Source organism: Pseudomonas sp. BP6 (genome assembly GCF_017875935.1).
Classification (GTDB): Bacteria; Pseudomonadota; Gammaproteobacteria; order Pseudomonadales; family Pseudomonadaceae; genus Aquipseudomonas; species Aquipseudomonas putida_Y.
The window spans coordinates 2,785,766-2,804,070 of record NZ_JAGINI010000001.1; the positions used below are offsets into that span (position 1 = coordinate 2,785,766).

Consider the following 18,305-nt stretch of genomic DNA (forward strand, 5'->3'; position numbering starts at 1 on the left):
CTTGTATAGATAAAGGCTTAGGCTTCAGTTATACCTGTACAACAACTCAATTTTGTACAGGATTGCCTGGAGCCCAGTATGTCTGCGTACCTACAGCAATTCGCCGAACGCTTCGCCTGCCTCGATGGGGCTAGCCTCGACACGCTGGATAAACTGTACAGCGACGATGTCACCTTTCGTGACCCCCTGCACCAGATACAGGGGCTGCAGGCCCTGCGCGCCTACTTCCAGCAGTTGTACGCCAACGCCACCGATATCCGCTACACCTTCACCAGCGCCGACGAGGTAAAGCCCGGGCAGGGCTACCTGCGTTGGACACTGCAGTTTTGCCACCCGCGCCTGGCCGGCGGCCAGCCGATCACGTTGCAAGGCTGCAGCTGCCTGCATTGGCGCGACCGTGTGCATTTTCACCAGGACTATTTCGACGCCGGCGCCCTGCTTTATGAGCACCTTCCCGTCATGGGCACTGCGATCCGCTGGCTCAAAGGCAGGCTGGCATGAGCCGCTGTTGGCTGACCGGCGCCAGCAGCGGTATCGGTGCCGCGCTCGCGCAAGTCCTCCTGGAGCAAGGCCACCAGGTGGCCTTGGGCGGGCGCAACGCCGACCGCCTTGCCCCGCTGGCCGAACGGTTTCCTGGGCAGGCATTGCTGGCCATTGGCGATCTTGACAGCCCGGAGCAGGTCGCCGGCATCGCTGCGCATATCGAGCAGGCCTGGGGAGGCCTGGACATGGCCATTCTCAATGCCGGCACCTGCGAATACCTGGAGCCAGGGCATTTCGATCCGGCATTGGTCGAGCGCGTCATGCGCACCAACCTGCTGGGCGTCAGCTACTGCCTGGCGGCGGCACTGCCCTTGCTTCGCGCAGGCAAACGCCCCCACCTGGTGGTGATGGGCAGTTCGGTAACCTGGCTGGCCTTGCCCCGCGCTGGCGCCTATGGGGCGTCCAAGGCCGCAGTGCGCTATCTGGTGGAGTCACAGCGAATCGACCTGGCCCGCGAAGGCATCGCGGTCACCCTGGTGAGCCCAGGCTTCGTGGACACGCCACTGACCCGGCGCAACGATTTCCCCATGCCACAGTTGTGGTCCGCGCAGCGTGCCGCCCGGCATATCGCCAGGCGCCTGCCCCGCCGCCCCCTGGAAATCAACTTCCCCGGTCTTTTCACCTTGGTGTTGCGCCTGCTCGGGGCGCTGCCCGCGCGCGTGCGCCTGGCGCTGGGCCAACGCCTTGCCCGTCATGAACAGGAAAGATGATCCATGCGTATAGCAATCATCGGCAGTGGCATCGCGGGGTTGACCTGCGCCCATTTGCTGTCACGCAAGCACGAAGTCACGGTTTTCGAGGCCGAGCAATGGATTGGGGGGCACACACACACCCTTGATGTGGTCTGGAAAGGTCAGCGCCATGCAATAGATACCGGTTTCATTGTCTTCAACGACTGGACGTACCCGCACTTCATCCGCTTGCTCGACCAGCTCAAGGTCCCTTCGCAGCCGACCGAGATGAGCTTTTCCGTGCATGACCCGATCACGGGCCTGGAATATAACGGCCACGACCTGAACACACTGTTCGCCCAACGCAGCAACCTGGTGTCCCCAGGGTTCTGGGGGATGATCCGGGACATTCTGCGTTTCAACCGTCAGGCACTGGCCGACCTGGAAAGCCAGCGTATCGATGCCAGCACCACGCTGGGTGCCTACCTTCAGGCGAACCGCTATGGGCAGCGCTTCATCGATCATTACATCGTGCCGATGGGGTCGGCGATCTGGTCGATGTCTCGCGCAGACATGCTCCACTTCCCGCTTGAGTTCTTCGTGCGCTTCTGTCGCAACCACGGCTTGCTGTCGGTCAACCAACGCCCACAGTGGCGGGTGATCAAAGGCGGCTCGCGCAGCTATGTCGCGCCGCTGTGCCGACCGTTCGCCGAGCGCATTCGCCTCAACTGCAAGGTTTACCGGGTCGGCCGCGACGAAGGTGGGGTGACCCTTGTGAGCGCGGCCGGCACCGAACGTTTCGACAATGTGGTGTTCGCCTGCCACAGCGATCAGGCCCTGGCACTGCTGGAAAGTCCCAGCAACCAGGAGCGCGCCGTACTCGGCGCCATCGGTTACGCCAGCAACGACGTGGTGCTGCACACCGATACCCGGCTGCTGCCACGTCGCCAGCGCGCCTGGGCCAGCTGGAACTACCGCCTGGGCGGCCCCGAGCAGGCTCCCGCCGCGCTGACCTACAACATGAACATTCTGCAAGGTATCCAGGCACCGACAACTTTCTGCGTGAGCCTCAACCAGACCGCACTGATAGACCCGGCGCAGGTCATCGCCCGCTTCCAGTACGCCCATCCCCAGTACAGCGTTGCCGCGTCCGCCGCGCAAGCGTGCCAGGAGCAACTGCAGGGGCAACAGCACAGTTACTTCTGCGGCGCTTACTGGGGCAATGGCTTTCATGAAGACGGGGTGGTCAGCGCACTGAAAGTGGCCGCGCATTTCGGAGAGCAACTGTGAACAGCAGCCTCTGCCTGGGCTGGATCAGCCACCGTCGGCTGACGCCGCGGGCCCACGCGTTCCGCTACCGGATCGGCATGTTCTACCTGGACCTGGACGAACAAACCTGGCTGATGGGCCTGTCACGCTGGCTGGGGCGCTGGCGCCTGGCGCCGTTGTGCTGGCGCGAAGCCGACTACCTGCCCGCCCAGACCCGCCAAGGCGAATCGCTGGCCCAGGCTGCACGCTTGCTGGTCGGGCAGGCGACGGGGCATATGCCCGAAGGCCGGGTACAGCTGCTCACGCAACTGCGGTGCTGGGGGCTGTCGTTCAACCCGGTGAGTTTCTATTTCTGCCATGACCGCGACGGGCGCCTGACCGCGATCCTGATGGAAGTGCGCAACACGCCCTGGCGTGAACGCTTTCACTACGTGCTACCGGTGCAAGGCAACCTTGCCAGGCCCTTCAGCGTCGGCAAGGCCTTCCATGTGTCGCCGTTCATGCCGCTGGACATGGACTATCGCCTGCGCTTTTTCCTGGACGCGCACCATGTGCGCATTCACATGCAGAACTGGCAAGGCGGCACAAAGGTGTTCGAGGCCGACCTCGCCCTGCGCCGCACGCCACTGGATGGAGCAGCGCTGCGCCGGTATGTCCTGAACTTCCCATGGATGAGCCTGCGCACTGTCTCGGCCATCTACTGGCAAGCGCTCCGCCTGTTGCTCAAACGCACGCCCGTGCATGACCACACCGCCTGCCAGGGTGACCTGGCGCTCGGCCAACCTTGCGAGGACCTTGATGATGTCGAATCCCACCCTGAGCGTTAGCAAGTTCGCAGGCCTTGCGCCCCTGCTCGGCGGGCTGGCACGAAGCGCCGTGCTCGCCCAGTTGGGCAAGCTGCGTCACGGCCACCTGCGCCTGCTCAGCCACGGGCAGCAATGGAGTTTCGGTGATGCCGAAAGCCCCTTGCAGGCGGAGGTGGAAATCCTCGATGACGCCACCTGGAGCCTGATCGCCGGCAATGGCTCGATCGGAGCTGGCGAAGCCTACATTCACGGCTATTGGCGCAGCCCCGACCTGGCGCTGGTGACCCGCCTGTTCGTCGCCAACCTTGAAGTGCTCGACGCGCTCGAGGGTGGCCTGGCCCGCTTGGGCCGCCCTGCCCTGCGCCTGCTGCACCGGCTCAACCGCAACGACAAGCGCGGTGCCCGGCGCAACATTCTGGCGCACTACGACCTGGGCAATACCCTGTTCGAGCGGCTGCTGGACCCCACCATGATGTATTCGGCTGCGCAATTCGAACACCCTGGGCAAACACTGGAGCAGGCCCAATTGCACAAGCTGGAGCGCATCTGCCAGAAGCTCGAGCTGAGCCCTGACGATCACCTGCTGGAAATTGGCAGCGGCTGGGGCAGCCTCGCTATCCACGCAGCCACCCGTTACGGCTGCAGGGTCACCACCACGACGCTCTCCGAGGCGCAGTACAGCCATACCCTGGAGCGCGTCAAGGCCTTGGGGCTGGGGCAGCGCGTGCAAGTGCTCCGCGAAGACTACCGCGACCTTCAAGGCACGTTCGACAAACTGGTTTCGATCGAGATGATCGAAGCGGTCGGCCATCGCTACCTGCCGGTGTATTTCCGCCAATGTGCTTCGCTGCTCAAGCCTGAAGGCCTGATGCTATTGCAGGCGATCACCATCCGCGACCAGCGCTATGCCCAGGCGCAGCGCTCGGTCGACTTTATCCAGCGCTACATCTTCCCCGGTGGCGCCCTGCCTTCGCTGAGCGTGTTGCTCGACACCGCCAGCCGGCACACTGGCCTGAACCTTGTGCACATGGAAGATTTTGGCCTGGACTACGCCCACACCCTGCGACACTGGCGCGAAAACCTGCGTCAGGCACGCACTGCGCTGACGGACCTTGGCTACGACGACATGTTCCAGCGCCTGTGGGAGTTTTACCTCTGCTACTGCCAGGGCGGTTTCGAGGAACGTACCATCGGCGTAGCGCACCTGCTCTGGGCAGCCCCCCAGGCACGCCGCGCGCCCTTGCCTGGCGGTGCCTGATGCCCAGCCGCTGGCTGATCGGCAATGCCCTCTGGCTGCAAGCCGGCTGGTGGGTCTGCGTGCTGGGCGCCGAGCGGCCCTTGCTGTTGCTGCTGGTGATTCCGGGCGTGGCAGTGCACCTGCGCCTGTGCCCGGACATCAATGCCGAGCTCAAGGCGCTGTTGCGCGTCACCTTTGTCGGCTGCGTGCTCGACAGCGTGCTGGGAGCACTGGGGGTGTTCGGTTTCGACGCCTGGCCCCTGCCGCTGTGGCTAGCGCTGCTGTGGTTGGTGCTGGCCAGCGGGATGCGTCACAGCCTGGCATGGGCCGGCAGGCACTGGCGAATCGGCGCACTGCTGGGGGCGATTGGCGGTCCTCTGGCCTATGTAGGCGGCGCCAGGCTGGCAGGTGTCGCCTTGCCATTGGGCGCGCTGGAAACCGGCCTGCTACTGATGCCGATATGGGCTTTGGCCCTGCCCCTGCTGGCGCGCATCGCGGCGCGGCGCTGACCGGCGACATCGCTCGGAGCAGTAGCGCACCTGCTCCCAACAGCGTGCCCAGCGCTTGCGCCAGGTGAACGACCGGCCACACACCACGCAAACCTTGCTGGGCAGAAGGCTCTTTTTCATAACGCCTGCCCCGCATCGAGCCGCGCCAGTAGTGACTGGCCACGCTGCCACACGGCATCGCGACGACCAGGGGGCATGCCATCGAGGCTGCGATAGACCAGGGCCAGGCGCGGGTTAGCCGAGAGCTGGGGGCGATGGCGAATGAGAAAATGCCAATACAAGGCATTGAATGGGCAGGCATCCTCTTCGGTCACCTGGTCAACCCTGTAACTGCAAGCCTTGCAATGGTCGGACATGCGCTGGATATAACGACCACTGGCGCAGTAGGGCTTGGACCCCAGGTAGCCGCCGTCGGCGTGCATCACCATGCCAAGCGTGTTGGGCAGTTCGACCCACTCGAAGGCATCCATGTAGACCGCCAGGTACCACTCACAAATCGCGGTTGGCACGATACCGGCCAGCAAGGCGAAGTTGCCGGTAACCATCAACCGCTGAATATGGTGAGCGTAGCCCAACCGCAGGGTCTGCCCGATGGCTTGCGCCATGCAGCGCATGCGGGTGCGCCCGGTCCAGTAGAACGCTGGCAGCGCCCGGTCGTTGTTCAGGTGATTGAGCCCGGCATACGCCGGCATGCGCTGCCAATAGATGCCGCGCACATACTCACGCCAGCCGATCAGCTGGCGAATGAAGCCTTCAGCTGCATTGAGCGGCACACGCCCCTCGCGCCAGGCTTTGTCGACGTCGTCGCACAGACGACGCACATCCAGAAGGCCGATGTTGAGCGCCGCACTGATGCGCGCATGAAACAGGTACGGCTCACCTTCGGCCATCGCGTCTTGGTAGTCCCCAAAAGCCGCCAGGCCGAAATCCAGAAAATGCTGCCAGAGCTGTTGTGCCTCGGCGTGGGTCACGGGGTAGTCGAAACCGTCGACGCCCCCGTAGTGATCGCTGAAGCGCTGGCGCACCAAGGCCACCACCGCTGCCGTGATGTCGTCTGGCGCGAAATGCGCAGCGAACGGGCCACGCAGCTGCCGTGGCAATGGCTTGCGATTGTCGCCATCGAAATTCCAGGCCCCGCCTGCTGGGCTGCCGTCAGGCTCCATGAGCAGGCCGGTTCGCTTGCGCATGCCACGGTAGAAGTGCTCCATACGCAGCTGGCGACGTTCTGTAGCCCAGCGCCCGAAGGCTTCACGGGAGCACAGAAAACGCGTGTCGCGAAACCACACAAGCGGCAGCGCAGCATCACGCAAGGCCTGCTCCAGGCGCCACTCCCCGCACTCGGTCAGGTGGATGTGGGTGGCGCCCAAGGTTTGTTGCCATCGACGCAACTCACCCACGATGCTGCCGCTGTTACCCTCGGCGTCCAGCTTGACATAGTGCACCTGCCATCCCCGTTCACGCAGGGCCTGGGCAAAATGGCGCATGGCGCTGAAGATGAGAACGATCTTCAGCGGATGATGCGGTACGTATCGGGCCTCCCCCTCCACTTCCGCCATCAGGACCGCATCGCGAGCAGGGTCCAGGGACGCCAGACTTGCCAGGTCGAACGACAGTTGGTCACCCAGCACCAGGCCCAGGCGCATCGTCCGGACTACCACTGGCTGGTGAGCGTTACCGGTACGCGCAGCGGCGCGATGGGACCGTCACGTTGCCCGCACATCTCATCGTGCACCACCTGCTGCACCAGCATGCACGGCACCGGCGGCAGGTCGGCCAGCAACTGCCGCAGTTCGGTCGTGGAGCGCACGCGCACGGGCTGCCCCTGGGCATCGCTCAATGTCACAGGGCCGGCGTCGGTCAGGGCGCGCAGGAGGTAGAAGCCCCCCTCCAGCGACAGCAGTTCAAGTTCCTTGGCTTCGCCGGTCGAAACCAGCTGGGTCAGCGCGTTCAGGTTCATGGTGTGCCCTCTGGCAGGCGGCGGAAGAACAAGGTGATCTGGCCAATCTCCACGCCCAGTTTGCTCATGCTCGAGCGGTTGATCAGGGTGTCGTCATCCATGAGGTACATCCAGTCGTCCAGGTCTACCTGCCAGTGCCGCCCGTCGACTGGCAGATCCAGTTGGTAACGCCATCGCAGCGCGTTGCCCGCCACTTCCCCGCGCGCCTCGCCGATCACGTCCCCCGCTGTTCCCCGCCAGCGCCCGGGGCCGTCCGGCACCAGCGTCCAGGTACGCTGCTGGCGTGTGCCATCGCTATAGAGGAAATGCTCGTCGAGGATCAGTCGTTCACCTTCGCGTCGGCTGTCGATGCGCACATGGAAGCGCTTGACCACCTCACCGGAACGCTTCTGGAACATCCCCCACGCCTGAACCGGGCGCGAGAAGAACGCCGCCAGGTCCAGCTTCGGCTGCTCCTGGGCATAGTGCTCAATACCGACATTGCCACAACTGCCCAGAAGCAGGCAGGCAGCCAGCAACAGCGCTTTGTACATGTTCAGGCTCCTCGGTCATTGCCAGCCAGCCCAAGCAGCCGCTGACGCAATTGGGGGTCTCTGGCCCGCGGGTCGAGCCAGATGGCGAAGAAGGCCCGGGCGAACACCGGATCATCGATCGCGTGGCTCAGTTTGCCGTCGACGTAGAAGCGGCAACCCTGCCCCGGCAGGTACAGGCCCGTGATGCGCATGCCAGGGCTCACGTCCACGAATGCCTGCTCTATCGCCCTGGTCCATGCCGCGCGCTGCTGCGCCGTCATGCTGCCGCCATCCAGGCGTTGCATTTCCTTGAGGCTGGCCTTGACCAGCGTGTCCCTGGACAATGACCGGTGATAGAGCAGCTCAAGGGCGAACGGCTGGTTCCAGTCCTGAACCGGGCCAACTGCCCACAACCGGGCGGTATACAGCCGCAGGCCGAACCAGGTGAAATCACCGGCGCCCAGCCGTTGCGCCGCAGGCAGCTCCGCTCGCCAGTCTGCCGCCGACGACATGGCGGCTAGCAGCAGGCACAAACAGGTCCAACGTGCGGGGTGCGCCATTCTGACCTCGAGCACTTCGGGAAATATTATACAATAGTAGACTCTTGTACACATATTCGCTGGGGCATGTATAGATTTCAATGCCGAGCATGCATATTTCTGCAAGCCTCGCGCCCCGTTATCGAACACCCATGAAAGTCGAGATAGAAGGAATTGCTCATGCTGTACGTCGTCATGCTCGGTGGACGCCACCCACGGGCGAATATCGAGGTCCACGACGTGGTGTTCGCGCAGGCGGACTCACTTGAACAGGCCTACCCATGTCTGCGCCAAGCCTGGTTCGGGAGCCGAACGGGCCTGCACATCGACGCGTGGATGGAAGTCGACGGTATTGACCGCTACCGCGTCGCGTTCAGCCAGGTAGCGCCTGGCCCACACGATCCCAGGCTGTTCTTCATCAACCTTGGCGGCTACGAGCCCGGGGTGTTTGGCGAGGCACACCGCTACCTGCTGGTGATGGCGAAGGACAAGGCCGAGGCCAGGCAACTGGGCAAACAGCGCCTGCAGGCAGACTGGCTCAAGCCGCATACCGACGCGGTACTGGACGTCGACGATTGCCTGCCGATCGACTGGGTGAACGACCGTTACGTGCACTTGATCGAAGGGCCCCATGCCGGCTTACGGCAGTACAGTGACTATATCCTGCTGTGAGCTCACCCCTGCCAGGTGCAAGAACGTTGGCGGGCATCACAGGACGAGGCGCCAGCGCCCAGCCAAGAGGACACTCCGATGAGCCTGATCAACGACCTTCACACACCCGCCAACGTGCTGGTCTGCGGGGCCAGTGAAGGGATTGGCCTGGCATTGTGCACGCAGTTGCTGGCGCGCGATGACATCGGGCTGGTGTTCGCCGTTTCGCGACGAGCCACCACCAGCCCTGCGCTGGGTACCTTGTTCACAGAGCACGGACGACGGTTGGTTCGCCTCGACTGCGACGCCCGATCCGAGCAGGCACTGCAAACACTGGCTGCGCAGGTGGGCGCCTGCTGCGACCAGCTGAACCTGGTCTTCAGCACGCTTGGCGTGCTGCAAGAAGGCCCGGCACGGGCTGAAAAAGCGCTGACCCAGCTTGATATGGCGGGGTTGCTGAGTAGTTTCACAACCAACTGTTTCGCCCCTGTTCTGCTGCTCAAGCATTTGCTGCCGCTGCTGCGTCGGCAACCGATGGCCTTCGTCGCCTTGTCTGCGCGAGTCGGGTCGATCGGCGACAATCATCTGGGTGGCTGGTACAGCTACCGTGCCAGCAAAGCCGCGCTCAACCAGCTTCTGCGCACTGCAAGCATCGAGCTGAAGCGACTGAACCACGCTTCAACGGTACTTGCATTGCATCCCGGAACCACCGACACCCAGCTTTCCCGCCCCTTTCAGGGCAACGTGGCGCCGGACAAGCTGTTCTCGCCCGCGTTTGCCGCCACCTGCATCCTGGCGCTTGTGAGCCGTCATGGCCCGGCGCAGAGCGGAACGTTCTGGGCGTGGGATGGCATGCCGATTCCTTGGTGACGAGCACGGAGAGCGCCCGGCCAAGTTGATGAACCAGGCATGCGCGAGAACGGTCAACCCTTTATCTGAAAACGGCAGAAGGAAGGGTGGAACGAATGGTTTCGTTTGATCTGCAACGGATGCTGTTAGGCAACTTCCCTTTTACCTTTCTGCTGGAAGTTGCCGTGCGTGTTTCAGCGGCTTTCCTGGCCGTGTTCTTTTTTCTGAAGTTCAGTGGCCGGCGCGGTATCAGACAGCTGTCCCGGTTCGAGCTCGTGGTCATTCTCACGCTGGGCTCTGCTGCCGGCGATGTGACCTTTTACGAAGATGTACCGCTGCTTCCGGTGGCCGTGGTTTTCCTCACCCTGTTCATGCTTTATCGAGGAACGGTCTACCTCATGAGGCGAAACAGAACCTGCGAGGCCTGGATCGACGGGTTGCCGGTCACGGTAGTAAAAGATGGCATGTACGAAATCCATTCGCTGCGTCACCTGAACATTTCACCGAATGAGCTGTTCATGGAGCTACGCCAACAAGGTGTCGAGCATCTGGGCCAGGTTCGGCTGGGCCTTCTGGAAACCGATGGCGACCTCAGCTTGTATTTCTACGACCAGCAAGACACACGCCCCGGCCTCTCAGTGCTGCCGTTCGAGCATCGCCCAGAGTACAGATCACCGCCTGGCGCCGGGTTGCATTGCTGTGTGAGCTGTGGTTTTCCGGCCTACCATGAGCCTCACGACACCCTGGCGTGTTCACGTTGCGGTCATACGGTCTGGTCGCCTGCATTGGATACCATGCGCAACCGTTAGCAGGTTCTCCCCATACCGCCAGGCATCGAGCAGGAACTTTGCTCGCTGTTTGCAGGCCCTTATGAAAGGCCTATCAGCACGAGGAGAGAATGATGAGTGCACAATTGAACGGCAAGCGTGTGGCCTTTTTGGTCACCGATGGCTTTGAACAGGTGGAACTGACCGGCCCGCGTGACGCCTTGGAGAACAGCGGCGCGGTGGTCGATATCCTGAGCGAGAAAGAAGGCACGGTACGTGGCTGGAACCATGACGAACCCGCCGACGGGTTCAGCGTGGATGCGACTTTCGACAGTGCACAGCTTGACCTCTACGATGCCCTGGTGCTGCCTGGCGGTGTACAGAACTCGGACACGATTCGCTTGATGCCCGGCGCGCAGAAGCTGCTAAAAAGCCATGATGCGGCCGGCAAGCCGCTGGCGGTCATCTGTCACGGCGCGTGGCTGCTGATATCGAGCGGGCTGGCCAACGGTAAGCGGATGACCAGCTACAAGACCTTGCAAGATGACATTCGCAACGCTGGCGGTACGTGGGTGGATGAACCAGTGGTGGTCGATGGCAACCTCATCACCAGCCGCCAGCCGGATGACATCCCCGCTTTCAATGAGCAGTTGATCAAGGCATTGGCAGGCTAAGCCTGATGCTCTTCAGCGCGTGCTGGTCGCCCATGGCACCGACCAGCACGCGCTGGTCACGCCAGCTGGATGAAAACCGAATAGCTGCCCAGCAAAACCCAGAAGCACAGGAAAATCCAGGGCGTGCGCAAGGAAAACAGCAGCGATTTACGGTGCCCTGCCTGAGAGGTTTCGGCCTCGCAGAACAGCGGCGACTCGTCATAGGCCAGGCCCATCATCGGCTCGCTGCGCAGCAGGTGGCTCTGCTTCATCTGCCAGTGCTCGATAATCCGGAAGGCCGCGCGGATGCCAGGCCAGGCATTCAGTGTACTGAGCACACCGAGCAGTGCGAGAAAAGCCGGCACCATCAAGGTGAACATCTCGCCCCAGCCTGGGTTCAGGTTGCCCATCGATGACACATAGGCAATCACCAGGAACGACTGGGCAGCAAGATAAGCGTCAGTGCGGTTGGCCAGGATGGTGGTCTCATACTGAATTTCGCGTCGATAGAAATCCAGTCGCTCTTTGGGCGTACCGAACATCCTCTCGCTCGTCTGGTCGATCTCATGCTCCGGCGTGGAAGGCGTGATGATTCGAGGCACTGCAGGCTCCTTCATAACATGGGCCTCACCCATGCCAGCAAGCCCCGTCAGCGGTAGAGCCAGGCGGTTGGTAAAAATTCATTGGAAGTGGGTGCATCAACCGCTCGTCGCTCAGCACGAAGATCCACTTCAACACTGCCTTGGCGCGCCTTTCGAACGGAAATGAGCGTTTCAACCTGCAGGAGCTTCCAGCATGAGCGACTACCCTACCCCTCCATTCGCCTCCCAACCGCAAAGCGTTCCAGGTTCCCAGCGCAAGATGGAGCCGTATCCGGACTGTGGCGAGCAGAGCTACACCGGCAACAATCGCCTCGAAGGCAAGATCGCCTTGATAACCGGTGCTGACAGCGGCATCGGCCGTGCGGTAGCGATTGCCTATGCCCGGGAAGGCGCTGACGTAGCCATTGCCTATCTGAATGAACACGAAGATGCGCAGGAAACCGCGCGCTGGGTCAAGGCTGCTGGCCGCCAGTGCCTGCTGCTGCCCGGCGACCTGGCACAGAAACAGCATTGCCATGACATCGTCGACAAGACCGTGGCGCAGTTTGGTCGCATCGATATCCTGGTCAACAATGCCGCGTTCCAGATGGCCCATGAAAGCCTGGACGACATTGACGACGATGAATGGGTAAAGACCTTCGATACCAACATCACCGCCATTTTCCGCATCTGCCAACGCGCTTTGCCCTCGATGCCAAAAGGCGGCTCGATCATCAACACCAGCTCGGTCAACTCTGACGACCCGTCACCCAGCTTGTTGGCCTATGCGGCCACCAAAGGGGCCATTGCCAATTTCACTGCAGGCCTTGCGCAATTGCTGGGCAAGCAGGGCATTCGCGTCAATAGCGTCGCGCCCGGCCCGATCTGGACACCGCTGATACCGGCCACCATGCCTGATGAGGCGGTGAGAAATTTCGGTTCCGGTTACCCGATGGGGCGGCCGGGTCAACCTGTGGAGGTGGCGCCAATCTATGTCTTGCTGGGGTCCGATGAAGCCAGCTACATCTCGGGTTCGCGCTACGCCGTGACAGGGGGCAAACCTATTCTGTGAAAGTGCTGCCGGGGCCTGCTGACGCGGGCCTCGGTGCCACATCGAGGAAGAGGAAGAAGAGCTCTTCCCCACCGCGAAAAAACTGCTCGGAAAAGACCAACTGGAAGAGCTGGGGCTCGCCATGCAAGCCCAGAAAAAACTGCTGAAGGGTGAGCAACGGGCCGCGTGAATCAAAGGCGCCAGGCCAGGTCGGGCACGATCGACCCGCCCTGGTGCCATGGGTTAATGTTGGGGACTCGCTTCGATGGAGAGCTGGATCGACTTGCTGGAGTGGCCGGCCATGGTGGTCACAGTGGTGGCAGCCTGGTGCATCGGGTCGCACCGCCCAGGACGGCGCATGGTGGGCTTCTGCTGTTTTATCGCCAGCAACATACTGTGGTCAGTCTGGGGGTGGCATGCCCAGGCCTGGGCTTTGATTGTGCTGCAGCTTGTGTTGTGCGTCATGAACCTGAGGGGATGGCGCAAGAATAAAAGCGCTTCAACGAAAGCGCAGGTCACACTTGCCGAGCATCCCTTCGCACCGCCTGAGGAGGGACGCCAAACCCACGGATGAACACCTCGCGCATGTGCCGGCGGTCCCTGAACCCGGTTTCCTTGGCCACCACCTCCAGGCTGTGCCGGCTCTGCTCGATCATCAGCCGGGCAGCCTCGAGCCGCAGGCCCTCGATGGCCTTGGCGGGTGATTGCCCGGTCTCGGCAGTGAATACACGGGTGAACTGCCGCGGGCTCAGGTGCGCCACCTGAGCCAGCTCCTCCACGCTCAATGGGCGGCTGAGGTGGCCGCGCGCGTAATCCAGCGCGCTCTGGATACGGTCAGTCCTGGGCGACAGCGACAATAACTCGGAATGTTGCGACTGCCCACCAGAACGGCGTTGATGCATGACCATCTTGTGCGCCACCGACCTGGCTATCTCGTTGCCCAGATCCTTTTCCACCATGCCCAGGGCCATGTCCAGGGCGGCGGTCATCCCGGCGGACGTCCATATCGACCCATCGACGATGAAGATCCGGTCTTCCTCGACGTCGATTTTCGGGTGCAACTCACGCAACTTGTTCGCGTAGGCCCAGTGGGTTGTAGCACGCCGCCCATCCAGCACCCCGGCCTGCGCCAGTACGAAACAGCCGGTGCAAAGGCCCGCAGTGCGCCGCGCAGCGTCGACGAAGCCCCGCACGCTGGCCAGCACCTCTTCACCGGGCGGCGTCAACGGCGTCAGCGTACCCGTCACCATCCAGGTGTCGGCCAGGCCAGGGGCGGCCAAAGGCAGCGTCTCGACAGACATCCCCAGCGAGGAGCGCACCGTACCGCCACCGACAGAGAAGTTCTCGAGCCTGTAAACCGCTTTGCCGGCGACGATGTTGGCAAACTCGAACACGGTTTGCGTTGCCAGGGACATGATCTGAAAGCCTTCGGTTAACAAATAGCCGACCCGGTGCATGGTTGAACCTCACTGAGCAATGTCCTGAAACACTACCATATACGTCCTTTAAGACAATAACCATCTTCTGCATCATGGCTCCACCCACTCAAAGCAACGGAGTATCACCATGGCACAGGCATTCAAAGGCACCGCGCTTGTCACCGGCGCTTCCACCGGCATCGGTTCGCTCTACGCAGAGCAGTTGGCACGCCGCGGTTATGACTTGGTACTGGTGGCCCGCAACCGGGAACGCCTCAACGCATTGGCGGGCCGGCTCACTACCGAAACCCGGCAGAATGTGGAAGTGTTCCCGGCCGACCTGGCCAATACAGATGACCTTGCCAAGGTAGAACGCAAACTGCGCGAAGATGCCAGCATCAGCATGCTGGTGAACAACGCCGGCATCGGCACCCATACCAGCCTGCTGGAAAGCGATGTCGAGCGCATGGCCGAAATGATCAGCCTGAACGTGACCGCCCTCACCCGCCTGACCTATGCGGCTGTACCTGGCTTTGTGGCGCGTGAGCGGGGGGCGATCATCAATATCTCGTCCATCGTCAGCCTGGCGCCAGAACTGCTCAACGGCGTCTACGGCGGCAGCAAGGCGTACGTCACTGCGTTCACCCAGTCCTTGAACAAGGAGCTGGCAGGCAAGGGGGTGCAGGTGCAGGCGGTACTGCCCGGGGCTACCGCCACTGACTTCTGGCAAATCGGCGGCTTACCGGTCGAAAACCTCGACCCCGGCATCGTGATGTCGGCCCAGGACTTGGTGGACGGTGCGCTGCAGGACTTCGACAACGGGGTGCTGATCTCCTTGCCGTCAATGCAAGATCTGCAAGCCTTCGACCAATACGAAGCTGCCCGCCAGGCCTTGTTCGGCCAATTATCCAGCAACCAGCTTGCACCGCGGTACAGCGCCAGCTGACGGTTGCGCGTGAGGCGCTTACGCTTGGTAACGAGCGCCTCACACCATTTTCACTGAAGGAGAGAAAGTCTTGCGCTATTTGGCCAGTTTATCGCCTTAATCGAAACGACTAGCCTGAGCTCACTTTTCCCCTACCCAAGAGGTTGCGCCAATGAAGGCTGTCGTTTACACCCAACCCGGTTTGCCGATCCAGGACCCGCAGTCGTTGTATGACGCGCAGTTGCCCGAACCCAAGACGGGAGCCCGGGATCTGCTGGTCGAGGTAAAGGCCATTGCTGTCAACCCGGTCGACACGAAAATCCGCGCGAGCCGCGGCGGTGAGCAACCACAGGTTCTCGGCTGGGATGCGGTTGGCGTTGTTCGCGAAGTTGGGCCAGAAGTCACGCTGTTCCAACCTGGCGATGAGGTTTTCTACGCCGGTGCCATCGACCGTGCTGGCAGCTACAGCGAGCGCCATGTGGTGGACGAGCGTATCGTCGGACACAAGCCCCGCAGCCTGGACAACGCCAGTGCCGCAGCCCTGCCCCTCACCTCCATCACCGCATGGGAGCTGCTGTTCGACCGCCTGGGTGTTGAAGAAAACGGGGGCCAGGGCCAAAGCCTTCTGGTGATCGGAGCCGCCGGCGGGGTGGGCTCGATCTTGGTCCAGCTCGCCAGCAAACTCACACAGCTGGTTGTCATCGGCACCGCTTCAAGGCCTGAAACCCAGGCCTGGGTCAAGGAACTGGGGGCGCATCATGTCATCGATCACACCAAACCGATCCCCCATCAACTGGAAGCGCTCAAGTTGAACCCGGTCGATCATGTGATCAGCCTGACCCATACCGACACCTACCTCCCCCAACTGGTAGAAGTGCTTCGTCCACAAGGCAAGCTCGCGCTGATCGACGACCCGGCACAACTGGATGTCATGCCGCTCAAGCGCAAATCCCTTTCCCTGCACTGGGAGCTCATGTTCACCCGTTCGCTGTACCAGACCGAGGACATGATCAAGCAGCATCAACTACTCGATCGCATTTCACAGCTGGTCGATGATGGGGTGCTCAAGACCACCCTCGGCGAGCACTACGGCACCATCAACGCCGAGCACCTCAAACGCGCTCACGCCTTGATCGAGAGCGGGAAAGCACGCGGCAAGATTGTTCTGGAAGGTTTCTGATCGCGTTCCGGTTCCGAGGCAAGGCTCAGCTTTCATGACCACCCCGGACTCCGCCTCGCGAATGCACAAGCCGTGAACCATCACCTGAAAGGAACGTTTCACGGCGGCTGCCGGCATCCTCAAGGCTTTACAGTGCGCCCTTTTTTCCACTGCGCCCTGGAAACACCTTCAGAGTAACCGGTGACACCGATCGCTACCTGCTGAATGCGGCCGCCATGCTGAAGGAAGGCCTCGACCTGCTCGCAGATGCGCACATGGGCTTTTTGGGCCGCGTTGGGGTACGTCTGGGACATGTTGGCATCTCGGTTATGAGCCACTGAACGACAGTCACCCGAGCAGGCACTATACACCCTGCATTGCCATCAGGGCCTGAAGCCTGCCAAAACCCTGCTTTTGTCGACCGGAGGGGCCATGGCCATGCCGGGCTGCATGTGCCCACGCCCAAGAATGCTTGCCTGAACATATGGTAATACGTATATTCGGTTTTCCATATGTTCAGGCGCACCCATGATCACTCCGCCCGATGTCTTCAAGAGCCTCTCTGACGAAACCCGCGCTCGCGCGACCCTGCTTATCGCCAGCCTGGGCGAACTGTGCGTCTGCGAACTGATGTGCGCGCTGGACGACAGCCAGCCCAAGATCAGTCGCCATCTGGCACAGCTGCGCAGCAATGGCATGCTGCTGGACCGCCGTCAGGGCCAGTGGGTGTATTACCGCCTGAATCCGGAGCTGCCTTCCTGGGTTCACGACATGCTGCAGGTCACCTTGCAGGCCAATTCGCAATGGCTGGCAGACAACGCCCTTCGGCTGAAGAACATGGACGGTCGCCCCGTTCGTGATTCGGTCTGCTGCTGAACATCACCAAGCGAGATATTCATGCTGCCCGCCATTGCTGTCTTTGTGTTCACCCTCATATTGGTCATCTGGCAGCCCAAGGGGCTCGGGGTTGGCTGGAGCGCCGCGCTAGGCGCCCTCATCGCCCTGGCTGCAGGCGTAGTTTCCCTGCATGACATCCCTGCCGTATGGGCCATTGTCTGGAACGCCACCGCCACGTTCATCGCGGTCATCATCATCAGCTTGCTGCTGGATGAGGCGGGTTTCTTCGAATGGGCAGCATTGCATGTAGCGCGCTGGGCAAACGGCGGCGGCTACCGCCTGTTCGCCTTCTGCGTACTGCTCGGCGCCGCTGTATCGGCCCTGTTCGCCAACGACGGTGCGGCGCTGATCCTCACCCCCATCGTCATGTCGATGCTGCTCGCGCTGCGCTTTTCGCCTGCAGCGACACTGGCCTTTGTCATGGCAGCAGGCTTCATTGCCGACACGGCAAGCCTGCCGCTGGTGGTCTCCAACCTGGTCAACATCGTTTCGGCCGACTACTTCGGCCTGGGCTTCGCCGAATACGCATCGGTGATGGTGCCGGTGAATATCGCCAGCGTGGCGGCTACCCTGCTGGTGCTATTTCTGTACTTCCGTCGTGATATCCCCAAGCAGTACGCGCTCGATGCGCTGAAGGCGCCGAGCGAGGCAATTCACGACCACGCCACCTTCAAAGTCGGTTGGTGGGTGCTGCTGGTGTTGCTTGCAGGCCTGTTCGCACTGGAACCTCTGGGTATCCCGATCAGTGCGGTGGCCGCCGTCTGTGCCGTAATCCTCTTTGCCGTGGCCGCTCGCGGTCACCGCATCTCAACCCGTCGCGTGTTGCGGGAAGCGCCGTGGCAGGTGGTGATCTTTTCTCTGGGCATGTATCTGGTGGTGTACGGCCTGAAGAACGCCGGCCTTACCGACATGCTCACCCAGCTGCTGGACTGGCTTGCCGGGCAGGGACTGTGGAGCGCGGCCATTGGCACCGGGTTGATCTCCGCACTGCTGTCCTCAGTCATGAACAACATGCCCAGCGTGCTGATCGGCGCATTGTCGATCCAGGCCAGCGGCGCAGAGGGCCTGGTACGTGAGGCGATGATCTACGCCAACGTCATCGGCTGCGACCTCGGCCCGAAGATCACCCCGATCGGCAGCCTCGCCACGCTGCTTTGGCTGCATGTGCTGGCGCGTAAAGGCATGCGCATCACCTGGGGTTACTACTTCAAGGTCGGCCTGCTGCTCACGGTACCGGTTTTGCTGATCACCCTTTCTGCTCTGGCACTGCGCCTGAGCCTCTGACGTTCGCCCCCCAGCGGAGGAGCCCTC

At 62.0% G+C, this 18,305-nt stretch carries 24 protein-coding genes and 1 pseudogene; 17 read left to right on the forward strand and 8 right to left on the reverse strand.

Annotated elements, in window-relative coordinates:
• The first annotated feature begins 78 nt into the window (after nucleotides 1-78).
• The 6 genes from J3A98_RS12750 to J3A98_RS12775 are packed head-to-tail and all read left to right on the forward strand — an operon-like array spanning nucleotide 79 to nucleotide 5,035.
• Nucleotides 79-501 carry a nuclear transport factor 2 family protein gene (locus tag J3A98_RS12750; protein ID WP_209966531.1) on the forward strand — a complete coding sequence of 141 codons (423 nt, stop codon included), beginning with the start codon at nucleotides 79-81 and terminating at the stop codon, nucleotides 499-501.
• Nucleotides 498-1,253: an SDR family NAD(P)-dependent oxidoreductase gene (locus tag J3A98_RS12755; protein ID WP_209966534.1), complete on the forward strand. Its 756-nt coding sequence runs from the start codon at nucleotides 498-500 to the stop codon at nucleotides 1,251-1,253. Before J3A98_RS12750 ends, J3A98_RS12755 begins: the two co-directional genes overlap by 4 nt.
• 3 nt (nucleotides 1,254-1,256) lie before the next feature.
• The gene (locus tag J3A98_RS12760; RefSeq protein WP_209966536.1) at nucleotides 1,257-2,504 is read left to right on the forward strand and encodes an FAD-dependent oxidoreductase; all 1,248 of its coding nucleotides are present in this window, start codon (nucleotides 1,257-1,259) and stop codon (nucleotides 2,502-2,504) included.
• Nucleotides 2,501-3,310 carry a DUF1365 domain-containing protein gene (locus J3A98_RS12765; protein WP_209966538.1) on the forward strand — a complete coding sequence of 270 codons (810 nt, stop codon included), beginning with the start codon at nucleotides 2,501-2,503 and terminating at the stop codon, nucleotides 3,308-3,310. The genes J3A98_RS12760 and J3A98_RS12765 overlap by 4 nt, the downstream gene beginning before the upstream one ends.
• Nucleotides 3,285-4,547 carry a cyclopropane-fatty-acyl-phospholipid synthase family protein gene (locus tag J3A98_RS12770; protein ID WP_209966540.1) on the forward strand — a complete coding sequence of 421 codons (1,263 nt, stop codon included), beginning with the start codon at nucleotides 3,285-3,287 and terminating at the stop codon, nucleotides 4,545-4,547. Before J3A98_RS12765 ends, J3A98_RS12770 begins: the two co-directional genes overlap by 26 nt.
• Complete coding sequence (locus J3A98_RS12775; protein ID WP_209966542.1) at nucleotides 4,547-5,035, forward strand: DUF2878 domain-containing protein; 489 nt, start codon at nucleotides 4,547-4,549, stop codon at nucleotides 5,033-5,035. Before J3A98_RS12770 ends, J3A98_RS12775 begins: the two co-directional genes overlap by 1 nt.
• Here the strand turns inward: J3A98_RS12775 and J3A98_RS12780 are convergent.
• Genes J3A98_RS12780 through J3A98_RS12800 form a run of 5 tightly spaced genes read right to left on the reverse strand, consistent with a single transcriptional unit; the run spans nucleotide 4,973 to nucleotide 8,064 of the window.
• On the reverse strand, nucleotides 4,973-5,155 hold the full coding sequence (locus tag J3A98_RS12780; RefSeq protein ID WP_209966545.1) for a DUF2256 domain-containing protein: 183 nt from the start codon (nucleotides 5,153-5,155) through the stop codon (nucleotides 4,973-4,975). The genes J3A98_RS12775 and J3A98_RS12780 overlap by 63 nt on opposite strands.
• Nucleotides 5,152-6,678 carry a cryptochrome/photolyase family protein gene (locus tag J3A98_RS12785; protein WP_209966547.1) on the reverse strand — a complete coding sequence of 509 codons (1,527 nt, stop codon included), beginning with the start codon at nucleotides 6,676-6,678 and terminating at the stop codon, nucleotides 5,152-5,154. Before J3A98_RS12785 ends, J3A98_RS12780 begins: the two co-directional genes overlap by 4 nt.
• 8 nt (nucleotides 6,679-6,686) lie before the next feature.
• Entirely contained in the window at nucleotides 6,687-6,992 is a 306-nt protein-coding gene (locus tag J3A98_RS12790; protein WP_021782287.1) for a DUF6482 family protein, read from the reverse strand.
• Nucleotides 6,989-7,525, reverse strand: coding sequence for a DUF3833 domain-containing protein (locus J3A98_RS12795; protein WP_003254010.1), 537 nt, complete (start codon nucleotides 7,523-7,525; stop codon nucleotides 6,989-6,991). The genes J3A98_RS12790 and J3A98_RS12795 overlap by 4 nt, the downstream gene beginning before the upstream one ends.
• 2 nt (nucleotides 7,526-7,527) lie before the next feature.
• Nucleotides 7,528-8,064: a chalcone isomerase family protein gene (locus tag J3A98_RS12800; protein ID WP_209966549.1), complete on the reverse strand. Its 537-nt coding sequence runs from the start codon at nucleotides 8,062-8,064 to the stop codon at nucleotides 7,528-7,530.
• Between the two features lie 159 nt (nucleotides 8,065-8,223).
• On the opposite strand from J3A98_RS12800, the gene J3A98_RS12805 reads away from it, so the two are divergent.
• The 4 genes from J3A98_RS12805 to J3A98_RS12820 all read left to right on the forward strand — a co-directional run bounded on the left by J3A98_RS12805 (nucleotide 8,224) and on the right by J3A98_RS12820 (nucleotide 10,984).
• On the forward strand, nucleotides 8,224-8,715 hold the full coding sequence (locus J3A98_RS12805; protein WP_209966551.1) for a DUF1543 domain-containing protein: 492 nt from the start codon (nucleotides 8,224-8,226) through the stop codon (nucleotides 8,713-8,715).
• Between the two features lie 78 nt (nucleotides 8,716-8,793).
• On the forward strand, nucleotides 8,794-9,564 hold the full coding sequence (locus J3A98_RS12810) for an SDR family NAD(P)-dependent oxidoreductase (protein ID WP_209966553.1): 771 nt from the start codon (nucleotides 8,794-8,796) through the stop codon (nucleotides 9,562-9,564).
• Nucleotides 9,565-9,659: 95 nt separating this feature from the next.
• Nucleotides 9,660-10,352: a DUF421 domain-containing protein gene (locus tag J3A98_RS12815; RefSeq protein ID WP_209966555.1), complete on the forward strand. Its 693-nt coding sequence runs from the start codon at nucleotides 9,660-9,662 to the stop codon at nucleotides 10,350-10,352.
• 92 nt (nucleotides 10,353-10,444) lie between these two features.
• Nucleotides 10,445-10,984, forward strand: a complete 540-nt coding sequence (locus J3A98_RS12820; RefSeq protein WP_209966557.1) for a type 1 glutamine amidotransferase domain-containing protein — start codon at nucleotides 10,445-10,447, stop codon at nucleotides 10,982-10,984.
• 56 nt (nucleotides 10,985-11,040) lie between these two features.
• Here J3A98_RS12820 and J3A98_RS12825 read toward each other — a convergent pair whose 3' ends face one another.
• The gene (locus tag J3A98_RS12825) at nucleotides 11,041-11,565 is read right to left on the reverse strand and encodes a hypothetical protein (protein ID WP_176684064.1); all 525 of its coding nucleotides are present in this window, start codon (nucleotides 11,563-11,565) and stop codon (nucleotides 11,041-11,043) included.
• A gap of 193 nt (nucleotides 11,566-11,758) precedes the next feature.
• Between J3A98_RS12825 and J3A98_RS12830 the strand changes: the two genes are divergently transcribed.
• The 3 genes and pseudogenes from J3A98_RS12830 to J3A98_RS26945 all read left to right on the forward strand — a co-directional run bounded on the left by J3A98_RS12830 (nucleotide 11,759) and on the right by J3A98_RS26945 (nucleotide 13,169).
• Nucleotides 11,759-12,616: a glucose 1-dehydrogenase gene (locus J3A98_RS12830; RefSeq protein ID WP_021782280.1), complete on the forward strand. Its 858-nt coding sequence runs from the start codon at nucleotides 11,759-11,761 to the stop codon at nucleotides 12,614-12,616.
• Between the two features lie 37 nt (nucleotides 12,617-12,653).
• Nucleotides 12,654-12,785 (forward strand): annotated as a pseudogene (locus tag J3A98_RS12835) (hemerythrin domain-containing protein); the annotation flags it as partial.
• A gap of 75 nt (nucleotides 12,786-12,860) precedes the next feature.
• Nucleotides 12,861-13,169, forward strand: a complete 309-nt coding sequence (locus tag J3A98_RS26945) for a hypothetical protein (RefSeq protein WP_245355076.1) — start codon at nucleotides 12,861-12,863, stop codon at nucleotides 13,167-13,169.
• On the opposite strand, the gene J3A98_RS12840 is transcribed toward J3A98_RS26945, so the two are convergent.
• The gene (locus J3A98_RS12840; protein ID WP_209966559.1) at nucleotides 13,111-14,052 is read right to left on the reverse strand and encodes a GlxA family transcriptional regulator; all 942 of its coding nucleotides are present in this window, start codon (nucleotides 14,050-14,052) and stop codon (nucleotides 13,111-13,113) included. The genes J3A98_RS26945 and J3A98_RS12840 overlap by 59 nt on opposite strands.
• Nucleotides 14,053-14,161: 109 nt before the next feature.
• On the opposite strand from J3A98_RS12840, the gene J3A98_RS12845 reads away from it, so the two are divergent.
• Together J3A98_RS12845 and J3A98_RS12850 are read left to right on the forward strand one after the other, a co-directional pair.
• Entirely contained in the window at nucleotides 14,162-14,959 is a 798-nt protein-coding gene (locus J3A98_RS12845) for an SDR family oxidoreductase (protein ID WP_176684065.1), read from the forward strand.
• Nucleotides 14,960-15,110: 151 nt separating this feature from the next.
• The gene (locus tag J3A98_RS12850; RefSeq protein ID WP_176684066.1) at nucleotides 15,111-16,118 is read left to right on the forward strand and encodes a zinc-binding alcohol dehydrogenase family protein; all 1,008 of its coding nucleotides are present in this window, start codon (nucleotides 15,111-15,113) and stop codon (nucleotides 16,116-16,118) included.
• A gap of 119 nt (nucleotides 16,119-16,237) precedes the next feature.
• Here J3A98_RS12850 and J3A98_RS12855 read toward each other — a convergent pair whose 3' ends face one another.
• Nucleotides 16,238-16,411 carry a hypothetical protein gene (locus J3A98_RS12855; RefSeq protein WP_176684067.1) on the reverse strand — a complete coding sequence of 58 codons (174 nt, stop codon included), beginning with the start codon at nucleotides 16,409-16,411 and terminating at the stop codon, nucleotides 16,238-16,240.
• Between the two features lie 214 nt (nucleotides 16,412-16,625).
• On the opposite strand from J3A98_RS12855, the gene J3A98_RS12860 reads away from it, so the two are divergent.
• Nucleotides 16,626-16,973 carry a metalloregulator ArsR/SmtB family transcription factor gene (locus tag J3A98_RS12860; protein ID WP_209966561.1) on the forward strand — a complete coding sequence of 116 codons (348 nt, stop codon included), beginning with the start codon at nucleotides 16,626-16,628 and terminating at the stop codon, nucleotides 16,971-16,973.
• A 21-nt stretch (nucleotides 16,974-16,994) separates the two neighbouring features.
• Nucleotides 16,995-18,278: an arsenic transporter gene (locus J3A98_RS12865; protein WP_209966563.1), complete on the forward strand. Its 1,284-nt coding sequence runs from the start codon at nucleotides 16,995-16,997 to the stop codon at nucleotides 18,276-18,278.
• Nucleotides 18,279-18,305: the final 27 nt, after the last annotated feature.